Here is an 11,839-nt window from a genome sequence, read left to right on the forward strand (position 1 = left end):
CGCGCAGGCGGCGAGACCTTGGTGGGAAACGGCCCTCCGGGGGCCGCCAGCCACCAAGATCTCGCTACCACACGGGTGGGTCAGGGGGTGTTGCCCCAGCGGGCCTCTTCGAGGAGCTGCACCGCGCGGTCGCGGGCGTCCGCCTCGTCCAGGCGCAGCATCGTGGTGGCCTCGTCGACCGCGTCCGTCAGCACCCGCAACTGCGCGTCGCGCTCCCGCACCAGGTCGGACTGGGCCGCGAGCTGCCGGGTCTTCACCCACAGCTCGACGAAGACCGACACCTTGGCGCGCAGCACCCACGGGTCGAACGGCTTGGTCAGGTAGTCGACCGCGCCGACCGCGTAACCGCGCAGCGCCAGCTGGGCGTCCCGGTCGGCGGCGGTGAGGAAGATGATCGGCACGTGCCGCGTACGCTCGCGCCGCTTGATGTGGCTGGCCGTCTCGAAGCCGTCCATGTCCGGCATCTGGGCGTCCAGCAGGATCACCGCGAAGTCGTCGACCAGCAGCTGCTTCAGGGCCGCCTCGCCGCTCTCGACGGCGACGGACTGCACCGGCAGGCCCTGGAGAATCGCCTCCAGTGCCATCAGGTTCTCCCGGCGGTCGTCCACCAGCAGCGCCTTTGCCATCTGGGTCACGAACTCTCCTCGGTTCGGCTGCCGCTGATCCAGGACGACATGAGTTCGATCAACTCGTCCAGGTCGACGGGCTTGGTGATGTAGTCACTTCCTCCGGCCGCCAGCGCCGACTCACGGTCGCCGGGCATGGCCTTCGCGGTCAGGAAGACGATCGGCAGGTCGGCGAACCGGTGGTTGCGCCTGATCTGTCGGGTCGTCTCGTACCCGTCCTGATCGGGCATCATCGCATCCATCAGGACGATGTCCACCTCCGGATGCTCGGCCAGCAGGCGGACGCCGTCCGCCCCGTTGTCCGAGTACAACACGGTGAGGCCGTGCAGCTCCAACGCGCTGGTCAGCGCGAAGACGTTCCGGACGTCGTCGTCGACGATCAGCACGGTGGCGCCCTCCAGCCGCCGGGTGGCCGGCGTGGAGGCCGGCTCGGGCAGCTCCGGCGGCGGCATGAGCAGGGACGACGGCAGCCCGGCCCGCGCCGGTGACGGCGGCAGCGGCGCCACCACCGCGTCCGGCGCGAGCACGTCCGGCACGAAGAGGGTGAACGTCGAGCCCTGGCCAGGCGCCGACGCCACCACGATGCTGCCGCCCAGCAGCCGGGCCAGGTCGCGGCTGATCGACAGCCCCAGCCCCGTACCGCCGTAGCGGCGGCTGGTGGTGCCGTCGGCCTGCTGGAACGCCTCGAAGATCAACGACAGCTTGTCGTCGGAGATGCCGATGCCGGTGTCGACCACCGTGAACGCGATGACCTGCCGCGCGTTGGTCAGGGCCGGTACGTCGAAGACCGTGCTGTCGGGCGCCGGCGCGATCCGCAGCGTCACCGCCCCGTTGTCGGTGAACTTGACCGCGTTGGAGAGCAGGTTGCGCAGGATCTGCTGGAGCCGCTGGGCGTCGGTGACCAGCGCCTCCGGCAGGTCCTTGCTGATCCGTACCTGGAAGTCGAGGCCCTTCTCCTCCGCCTGCGGCGCGAACGCCTGCTCCACGTAGCCGCGGATCTCGTCGAACCGGACCGCGGTGGGCTCGACGTCCATCCGCCCCGCCTCGATCTTGGACAGGTCCAGGATGTCGTCGATCAGCGACAGCAGGTCGGAGCCGGCGCCGTGGATCGTCCGGGCGAACTCGATCTGCTTCGGCGTCAGGTTCTGCTCCGAGTTCTCGGCCAGCAGCCGGGCGAGCAGCAGCAGCGAGTTCAACGGCGTACGCAGCTCGTGGCTCATGTTGGCGAGGAACTCCGACTTGTACGCCGACGCCCTCGTGAGCTGCTGGGCCTTCTCCTCCAGGCCGAGCCGGGCCAGCTCGATCTCCCGGTTCTTCGTCTCGATGTTGCCCTTCTGCTCCGAGAGCAGCTGCGCCTTGTCCTCCAGCTCGGCGTTGGTGCGCTGGAGTTCGGCCGACTGCTCCTGCAACTCGTGGGCGAGCCGCTGGGACTGCGCGAGCAGCTCCTCCGTACGCCGGTTGGCCTGGATGGTGTTGACGGCGATGCCGGTGGTGAGCACGAGCCGTTCCAGGAACGACAGGTGCAGCTCGGAGAAGGCCGCGACGCTGGCGAACTCGATGACGCCGAGCAGTTCGCCCTCGAAGAGCACGGGCAGTACGACCAGGTCGGCCGGTGGGGTCTCGGCGAGCCCGGAGCGGAGCATCAGCTTGCCGTCCGGTGCCCCGCCCATCCGGATCGTGCGCCGGGACAGGGCGGCCTGGCCGACCAGACCCTCGCCGGGGCCGAACGTGACCTCGTGTCCCCGGGCGACGTAGCCGTAGGAGGCCGTCAGCCGCAGCCGCATCACGCCCTCGGAGTTGTCCGCCAGGAAGAACGCGCCGAGCTGCGCGTCGACCAGCGGGGTCACCTCCATCATGATCATGCGGCAGACCTCGCCGAGGTCGCGCTGCCCCTGGAGCAGACCGCCGATCCGGGCCAGGTTCGAGTCGAGCCAGCCCTGCTCGGCGTTCTTCTTGGTCGTCTCCCGGAGGGTGACGATCATCTGGTTGATGTTGTCCTTCAGCTCGGCGACCTCGCCCTGCGCCTTGACGGCGATGCGCTGGGTCAGGTCGCCCCGGGTCACCGAGGTGGAGACCTGCGCGATGGCGCGCAACTGGGTGGTGAGGGTCGAGGCGAGCTGGTTGACGTTCTCGGTGAGGTCGCGCCATGTGCCCGAGACGCCCTTGACCTGGGCCTGACCGCCGAGCTTGCCCTCGCTGCCCACCTCGCGGGCCACCCGGGTCACCTCGTCGGCGAACGACGAGAGCTGGTCCACCATCGTGTTCACCGTCGACTTCAGCTCCAGGATCTCGCCCTGGGCGTCGACCGTGATCTTCTGCGACAGGTCGCCCTTCGCCACGGCCGTGGTGACCGAGGCGATGTTGCGCACCTGCGACGTCAGGTTCGACGCCATCGAGTTCACGTTGTCCGTCAGGTCCCGCCACGTACCCGAGACGCCCTTGACCTGGGCCTGACCGCCCAGCTTGCCCTCCGTACCCACCTCGCGGGCCACCCGCGTCACCTCGTCGGCGAACGACGAGAGCTGATCCACCATCGTGTTCACCGTCGACTTCAGCTCCAGGATCTCGCCCCGGGCATCCACAGTGATCTTCTGCGACAGGTCGCCCTTCGCCACCGCCGTGGAGACCTGGGCGATGTTGCGCACCTGGGCGGTCAGGTTCGACGCCATGGAGTTCACGTTGTCGGTCAGGTCCCGCCAGGTGCCGGCGACACCTCGCACCTGGGCCTGGCCGCCGAGCTTGCCCTCCGTACCCACCTCGCGGGCCACCCGCGTCACCTCGTCGGCGAACGACGACAGCTGGTCCACCATCGTGTTCACCGTCGACTTCAGCTCCAGGATCTCGCCCCGGGCATCCACGGTGATCTTCTGCGACAGGTCGCCCTTCGCCACCGCCGTGGTGACCGAGGCGATGTTGCGCACCTGCGACGTCAGGTTCGACGCCATCGAGTTCACGTTGTCGGTCAGGTCCCGCCACGTACCGGAGACGCCCTTGACCTGGGCCTGACCGCCCAGCTTGCCCTCCGTACCCACCTCGCGCGCGACGCGCGTCACCTCGTCGGCGAACGACGACAGCTGATCCACCATCGTGTTGACGGTGTTCTTCAGCTCCAGGATCTCGCCCTGGGCGTCGACCGTGATCTTCTGGGAGAGGTCGCCCTTCGCCACCGCGGTGGAGACCTGGGAGATGTTGCGGACCTGGCTGGTCAGGTTGCCGGCGAGCTGGTTGACGTTCTCGGTCAGGTCGCGCCAGGTGCCGGAGACCCCGCGTACCTGGGCCTGGCCGCCCAGCTTGCCCTCGATGCCCACCTCGCGCGCGACGCGCGTCACCTCGTCGGCGAAGGACGACAGCTGGTCCACCATCGTGTTGACGGTGTCCTTCAGCTCCAGGATCTCGCCCTGCGCCGCCACGGTGATCTTCTGCGACAGGTCGCCCCGGGCCACCGCCGTGGAGACCTGGGCGATGTTGCGCACCTGGGCCGTCAGGTTCGACGCCATCGAGTTGACGCTGTCGGTCAGGTCCTTCCAGGTGCCGGCCACGTTCGGCACCTCGGCCTGGCCGCCGAGCTTGCCCTCGGTGCCCACCTCCCGGGCCACCCGGGTCACCTGCTCGGCGAAGAGCCGCAGGGTGTCGGTGAGGTAGTTCATCGTGTCGGCCAGCTCGGCGACCTCGCCGCGCGCGCTGACCGTGATCTTCTGCGACAGGTCACCCTTCGCCACCGCCGTCGCCACCTGGGAGATCGACCGCACCTGGCCGGTCAGGTTCGACGCCATGGTGTTCACCGAGTCGGTGAGGTCCTTCCAGGTGCCGGCGACGCCGCGTACGTCGGCCTGGCCGCCGAGCTTGCCCTCGGTGCCCACCTCCCGGGCGACCCGGGTGACCTCGTTCGAGAAGGACGAGAGCTGGTCGACCATCGTGTTGACCGTGCGGCCGATCCGCAGGTACTCACCGCGCAGCGGCCGGCCGTCGATCTCCAGGGCCATGTGCTGGGAGAGGTCGCCGTCGGCCACCGCGACGATGACCCGGGCGATCTCGGTGGTCGGCCGGCCCAGGTCGTCGATGAGCGAGTTGACCGCGCGCTGCCCCTCCGCCCAGGAGCCGTCCAGGCCCTCGTCGTCCAGGCGCTCGGTGAGCCGGCCGTCCCGGCCGACGATCCGGCTGATCCGCCGCAGGTCGAGGTACTGCCGCTCCTGGAGCGACACGACCTCGTTGAAGGCGTCCGCGACCTCGCCGGCCCGGCCCGCCCGGCGGGGCAGCCGGACCTTCAGGTCGCCCCGACCGACCCGCCGCAGCGCCTCGGTCAGCTCGCCGAGGAGCGCCTCGTGGTCGGGCGCGGACGGGTCCACGGTCGCCGACTGTTTCGTGGTCATCATTCCTCGCTCAGCTCGGGGCTACCGGCTCCTGCCGACGCCGGCCATGCCCTCATTGTGCCCGCGACCTCCCCCACACCAAGCCCACGCGCCCACCCACGCCGTCCCGACCCCCGCCGGATCCCGCCGCCCCCACCCCACCCGGGCGGTTGATCATGCAGTTGTGGCACGCCGCAAAGCGGGCCAATCACCAGGAGACGTCCGCCACAACTGCATGATCGACAGGGCGGGAGGTGTGGAGTGGCTTGGCAGTCGCGCGGGTAGCGGTGGAGGATACGGGGATGTCGGCGGAGACGGGGCCCGCGGCGACCGGGGGCCGAGACGAGCACGTCCGGCGCGTCAGGCTCCCCGCAGACCGGCGTACGCCCGCCGCCGCGCGGGCCCTCGTGCGGTCCGTCCTCACCGAGGCCCACCTGGACGGGTTGGCCAACGAGGCCATGCTGCTCACCACCGAGCTCTCCACCAACGCCGTGGAGCACGCCCGCACCGAACTGGACATCGAGGTGGTCGCCGACCCGGTCGGGATCACCGTCACCGTGTCCGATTTCGCCGCCGGGCCCGTGGAGGAGCTGATCGTCGGCGTCCGCAACGACGCCACCGACATCGACGAGGTCTCCGAACGCGGTCGGGGGCTGCTGCTCGTCGACCACTTCGCCAGCCGCTGGGGCACCACCTACCTGCCCACGGGCAAGGGAGTCTGGTTCCGGCTGGACCTGCCCGACCCGGCCGGGCGCGACCGGGCGGCGGGCAGGCCCGCCGCGGCGACCGCCGGGGGCGGCACGCCGACGATCCCGGAGAGCTCCGCGCCGAGCGCCGGGGCCATGAGCGAACTGATGCAGACCACCCCCGACCCGTACGCCGAGGATCCGCTGCCCGACTTCGCGACCAGCCTGCTCACCCGGGTGGCGGAAATGGTCGGCGCGGCGGGCGGGGTGGTACGGCTGGACCGGGGCGACGGGCAGGGCACCCAGGCGCTGGCCCGCTACGGCCGCCAGCCCCGGCCCGGCAACGAGCTGCTCCGGGTGCCGCTGGCCGTGCACCGGCCGTACGCCGGCGAACTGGAGCTGGACGCGGCCCCGTCGGCGTACGCGCGGCCGCTGGCCGTGCTGATGGCCGAACGGCTCTCGCTGCACCTGGAGAACGACCGGCTGCGCCGGGCGGACGTCCGCCGGCAGGCCTGGCTGACCTTCCTCGCCGAGGCCAGTGAGCTGCTCGCGCAGTCGCTCGACGTCGAGTTGACCATGGCGCTCGTCCCGCAGCTCGTGGTGCCCCGGCTCGGGCAGTGGTGCGCGGTGCACACGACCGACGAGTGGGGCCGGCTGCGCCTCGCGGCGGCCAGCCACGCCGACGAGTCGGTGCTGCCCCAACTGCACCAGGTGCTCGAGGAGACCGGGCCGGACTCGGTCCAGGCCCGGCTGCGCGAGGCGTCGCGCAACGGCACCCAGATGCCGCTCGGGGCGCCGATGGAGGGCTTCGCCGTCCCGCTGATCGCCCGGGGTCAGCGGCTCGGCACGCTGGCCGTCGGCCGGCACCAGCGGCACCGGCACGACCCGGACGAGGTCGCCGTGCTGGAGGACGTCGCCCGACGGTCGGCGCTGGCGATCGAGAACGCCCGCATCCACGCCGAGCGTCGGCGCGTCGCGCACACCCTCCAGCAGTCGCTGCTGCCGCCGGTGCTGCCCGTGGTCGAGGGCATCGGCTTCGCCGCCGAGTACGTCCCGACCGGCGGCGACGTCGACGTCGGCGGCGACTTCTACGACGTGGTGCCCCTGCCGGACGGGCGCTGGCTGGTGGTGATCGGCGACGTCTCGGGCAAGGGGGTGCAGGCGGCGACCGTCACCGGCCTGGTCCGCGACGTCATCCGGGTGCTGGTGGGCGACGGCAAGCCGCTGCCGGAGGCGCTGGCCCGGGTCAACGAGACGCTGTTCGAGCGGGGCGGCGGGCGCTACTGCACGCTGGCCCTGGCGGCGGTGGGCCCCGGCGACGGCGACCAACTCGACGTCTCCCTGCACCTCGCCGGCCACGACCGGCCGGTGCTGCTGCCCGCCGGCGGCGGGGCGCGTTTCGTCGGCACCGGCGGCACCGCGCTCGGCCTGCTCGACTCGATCGCCTCCCCGACGGCGGTGGTGCCGCTCGATCCGGGCGACGCGCTGGTCTTCTACACCGACGGGGTCACCGAGCGGCGGCGCGGCCGGGAGCTGTTCGGCACCGACCGGCTGCGCGACGCCGCCGCCCCGCTGGCCGGCTACTCGGCCGACGTGATCGCGGCCCGGCTCCGCTCGACGGCGATCGGATTCTCGACCGAGGCGCCGCGCGACGACATCGCCATCCTGGTGCTGCGCAATGACGCCAGCTGACATTTGCACTTCACCCTGAACTCGGGCCTGATCTGCCAATATTCAATTGGTACCCCGCCCACGCCGACCTCCAATTGCCACAGGCCGCAAGCAGCCATCCTTCGGGAGAGCACCACCACCATGGATGACGACTCGAACGCGGTCAGTGAGGGGTGGTCGAGCTTATGGCGGCCCTGGCCGATCACCACGAGGGCGAGCTGATCGAGAGTCTTCAATGACATGACAGAGATCACAGCAGGCCTCGCGGCGCCCGCTATAGCCCCATTTCATGCATTCGTGGGACACACTTCTTCTCACATTTCGAGAAGACGCAGACCCACCACTCGCATTAGTGATATCCAAGAACGCGCCCACGCGCGGGTGCGCGCGCACGGGCGCGCATGCACGCGCGATCCAGAAGGCGTATATGCGCGCGCACGCGCGTACGCGAACAGCGCACATAGCTACGTGCGGCCAGATGACCTTTAGGCGAATACGCACGCACGCAACGCGCGATTATCACTCCAATTGCCGCCCGGCAACCCGTTCCAATCGACCCACCCGGGTCGGAAACGGAGTGACTTGACGGCCAATCTGCCAGCCGCTCAAATTGGCACTGGTCAGACCAGAGGATGTCCAGATCGGGTTCGCCTGGACACAAAGAGAACGCCCGGCTGCCACCGGGCGTCCTCGACGACTCCGGTCACCTGACATGTCACCGCAGGCAGGAGGAGCCTTGACGACCGTAACAAGCAACGAGAAGCGGAACAACGAGACGCCGGCTCGGCACCGGTTGGTACTGGCATACCTGAGGACACTGCCCGCCACGCTGACCGGTGTGGCTGCCCTCGTCGCGGCATTGGCCGCACTGTGGAATCGCTGACGGGCTAGTGAACGTGACCGGGCCTGATCTTCAAGGGCCCGGTCACGGCGTCCGCACGTGGCATCGCGGCCCGGTCAGAGGCCGCCGGGGAGGCGGCCCGGGGCGAGGCGGTGGTGGGGGTCGAGGTGCGCCTTGGCCGCGCGCAGCCGGGCCAACCCGGCCAGCTCGCCCCACAGGTCGACGGCCCGCCGGACGGCCGGCGGCGCGGAGAGCACCACGCACCGGCCCTGCCGGGCGAGGAGCACGCCGCGGACGGCGGCCAGGATCGACGCCACCCGGTCGGGCGACATGGCGCCGGGCAGGGCCGCGTGCACCACGCCGAGGCCGGCGGAGCCGCGTACCGGAACGGGCCCGCCGGCGGCGTCGCGCAGCGCGTAGACGGCGGCGTGCAGGTCGGCGATGGGCACCTCGATCCGCAGCGCCGTGTCGCCCGGGCCGAACGGGTAGCGCCGCCACCAGTCGGGTGCGGCGTGGCTCGCGGCCGCGCCCGGGCCGAGGAGCGCGACGAGCCGGTCCGCGCGCTCGGCCACGTCGGCCGGACCGCCCTCCAGCAGCACCACCAGCCGCCCGGCACCGGCCGGGCCGCCGCGGACGCGCCCCGCCATGGACGGGTGCGCGGCCATCGCGGCGGCCCGGGTGCCCTGGCGCGGCCGGGGTCCCGCGCCGGCCGGCAGGTCGAGCTCGACCGCTGCCGGGTCGAGGCGCGAGGCGAGCACGGTGCGGATCAGGTCGTGCACCTCCAGCGGGGTCCAGACGGGTCGGCTGACCCAGATCCGGCCGGCCGGGACGGCCTGCACCCGCAGGGTCGCGGAGACCAGCACGCCCAGCGCTCCCTGCGAGCCGCAGAGCAGGCGGGCCAGTTCCAGGCCGGCGGCGCCACCCCCGGCGTCGACCAGCTCGCCGTCGGCGTCGAGGTAGCGCACCCCGACGAGCTGGTCGCAGGGGCTGCCGTGGCGGTGCCGCAGGGGCCCCGCCTCGCCGGCGGCGAGCACGCCGCCGAGGGTGGCGCCGGGCGAGGGGGCGTCGAGCGCCAGGCGCTGCCCGGTGCGCTCCAGCGTGGCCTGCACCGCGCGCAGCGGGGTGCCCGCCCCGACCTGCGCGGTGGGCGAGCCGGCCGGCTCGTGGCCGATCCCGGCGAGCCGGCCGGTGTCGAGCATGATGTCGACCCGGTCGGGGGCGGCACCCCAGTCGATCTTCGTGCCGGCCCCGCGCGGCACCACCGTCAGGTCGTGCCGGGCGGCGAGCCGCAGCACCTCGGCCGCGGCGTGCGCCCCACCCGGGACGGCGACCCAGCGGGCCGGGCGGCCGGCCACCTCGTCGGCGGGGCCGGCGAAGCGGGCGAACGGCGGGCCGCAGATCTCGGTCAACCGCCGGGTGATGTCGAGGGCTCCGGGCCGGTCGGTGGAACTCGCTGCAGCCGCCATGCCGGCCATCGTACACATGTTCGAAAGGTGTGGCGGCGGGTCGCCGACGAGGCCGCGCGGCGGGCGGCGCGCGGCCGGTAACGTGACGCCGTGACCACCGAGACCCCCGTGCCCACGGCGAAGCGGGTGCCCAGCGAGCGCACCCACCACGGCGACACCGTCGTCGACGAGTACGCCTGGCTCACCGCCAAGGACGACCCGGAGACGATCGCCCACCTCACGGCCGAGAACGCGTACACCGAGGCCCGGACGGCGCATCTCGAAGGGTTGCGCGCCGAGCTGTTCGAGGAGATCCGCCGGCGCACCCAGGAGACCGACCTGTCGGTGCCCGGCCGCAAGGGCGGCTACTGGTACTACACCCGCACGGTCGAGGGCCAGCAGTACGGCGTGCAGTGCCGCCGGGCGGTCCGCGACGGCGAGACCGAGCCGCCCGTCAGTGTGGACGGCGCTCCGCTCGACGGCGAGGAGGTGCTGCTCGACGGCAACGTGCTCGCCGAGGGGCACGACTTCTTCTCGCTCGGCGCGTTCGACGTCAGCCCGGACGGGCGGTGGCTGGCCTACTCCACCGACTTCTCCGGCGACGAGCGGTTCACGCTGCGGGTCAAGGACCTCGCCACCGGCGAGCTGCTGCCCGACGAGGTGCCCGGCACGTTCTACGGCACCGCCTGGTCGGCCGACGCCTCCGTGCTGTTCTACGTGACGGTGGACGAGACGTGGCGCCCGAACCGGGTCTGGCGGCACACCCTGGGCACGGCGTCCACCGAGGACGTGGTGGTCTACCAGGAGGACGACGAGCGGTTCTGGGTCGGCGTGGAGCTGACCCGCTCGGAGCGGTTCGTCCTCATCGACGTGCACAGCAAGATCACCAGCGAGGTGCTGGTGATCCCGGCCGGCAACCCGACCGGCGCGCCGGCGTCCGTGGCGCCCCGGCGGCAGGGCGTGGAATACACCGTCGAGCACCACGGGCACCGCTTCCTGATCCTGCACAACGACGGCGCGGAGGACTTCGCGCTGGCCTACACCTCGGCGGACGCGCCCGGCGACTGGGTGCCGCTGATCGAGCACTCGCCCGGCACCCGGCTGGAGGCGGTCGACGCCTTCGCCGACCACCTGGTCGTCTCGCTGCGCACCAACGGGCTGACCGGGCTACGGGTGCTGCCCGTCGGCGGCGGCGACGCGTACGACATCGACTTCCCGGAGCCGCTCTACAGCGTCGGCCTGCACGACAACCCGGAGTACCGCACCGGGCAGATCCGGCTCCGCTACGCCTCGCTGGTCACCCCCGACTCGGTCTACGACTACGACCTGGTCACCCGGCAGATGGTGCTGCGCCGGCAGAAGCCGGTGAAGCCCGGGCCGGACGGGCGGGCGTACGACCCGGCCGACTACGAGCAGCACCGCGACTGGGCGCTCGCCGACGACGGGACCCGGGTGCCGATCTCGCTGGTCTGCCGGGCCGGCACCCCGAAGGACGGCTCCGCCCCCTGCGTGATCTACGGCTACGGCTCGTACGAGGCGAGCATGGACCCGTGGTTCTCCATCGCCCGGCTCTCCCTGCTGGACCGGGGCGTCATCTTCGCCGTCGCGCACATCCGGGGCGGCGGCGAGCTGGGCCGCAGCTGGTACGACCAGGGCAAGCTGCTGGCCAAGAAGAACACCTTCACCGACTTCGTCGCCTGCGCCCGGCACCTGGTCAAGACGGGCTGGACGGGGAGCGACCGGCTCGTCGCCCGGGGCGCCTCGGCCGGCGGGCTGCTGATGGGCGCGGTCGCCAACATCGCCCCCGACGCGTTCGCCGGGATCGTCGCGCAGGTGCCCTTCGTGGACGCGCTCACCTCGATCCTCGACCCGTCGCTGCCGCTGACCGTCACCGAGTGGGAGGAGTGGGGCAACCCGCTGGCCGACCCGGAGGTCTACGCGTACATGAAGTCCTACACGCCGTACGAGAACGTGCGGGCGGTGGACTACCCGGCGATCCTCGCGGTGACCAGCCTCAACGACACCCGCGTGCTCTACCACGAGCCGGCGAAGTGGATCGCCCGGCTGCGGGCGGTCGCGCCGCAGGGCGACTACCTGCTCAAGACCGAGATGGGTGCCGGCCACGGCGGCCCCAGCGGCCGTTACGACTCCTGGCGCGAGGAGGCGTTCGTCAACGCCTGGATCCTCGACCGCCTCGGCCGCGCCTGAGCTTGGTCGGGCG

5 protein-coding genes are annotated in these 11,839 nt (G+C 71.8%); 2 read left to right on the forward strand and 3 right to left on the reverse strand.

Annotation, left to right across the window (positions count from 1 at the left end):
- Positions 1 to 80 precede the first annotated feature (80 nt).
- On the reverse strand, positions 81 to 635 hold the full coding sequence (locus tag AC5L34_RS04800; protein ID WP_089002479.1) for a response regulator: 555 nt from the start codon (positions 633 to 635) through the stop codon (positions 81 to 83).
- Complete coding sequence (locus AC5L34_RS04805) at positions 632 to 4,999, reverse strand: HAMP domain-containing protein (protein ID WP_494823863.1); 4,368 nt, start codon at positions 4,997 to 4,999, stop codon at positions 632 to 634. The genes AC5L34_RS04800 and AC5L34_RS04805 overlap by 4 nt, the downstream gene beginning before the upstream one ends.
- A gap of 278 nt (positions 5,000 to 5,277) precedes the next feature.
- On the opposite strand from AC5L34_RS04805, the gene AC5L34_RS04810 reads away from it, so the two are divergent.
- The gene (locus tag AC5L34_RS04810) at positions 5,278 to 7,353 is read left to right on the forward strand and encodes a SpoIIE family protein phosphatase (RefSeq protein ID WP_441173608.1); all 2,076 of its coding nucleotides are present in this window, start codon (positions 5,278 to 5,280) and stop codon (positions 7,351 to 7,353) included.
- A gap of 936 nt (positions 7,354 to 8,289) precedes the next feature.
- On the opposite strand, the gene AC5L34_RS04815 is transcribed toward AC5L34_RS04810, so the two are convergent.
- On the reverse strand, positions 8,290 to 9,639 hold the full coding sequence (locus AC5L34_RS04815; protein ID WP_441173609.1) for an FAD-binding oxidoreductase: 1,350 nt from the start codon (positions 9,637 to 9,639) through the stop codon (positions 8,290 to 8,292).
- A gap of 90 nt (positions 9,640 to 9,729) precedes the next feature.
- Here AC5L34_RS04815 and AC5L34_RS04820 point away from each other — a divergent pair, with 90 nt between their 5' ends.
- Positions 9,730 to 11,826: a S9 family peptidase gene (locus AC5L34_RS04820; protein ID WP_494823864.1), complete on the forward strand. Its 2,097-nt coding sequence runs from the start codon at positions 9,730 to 9,732 to the stop codon at positions 11,824 to 11,826.
- Positions 11,827 to 11,839: the final 13 nt, after the last annotated feature.

The sequence above is a fragment of the Micromonospora sp. ZG13 genome (assembly GCF_059359355.1).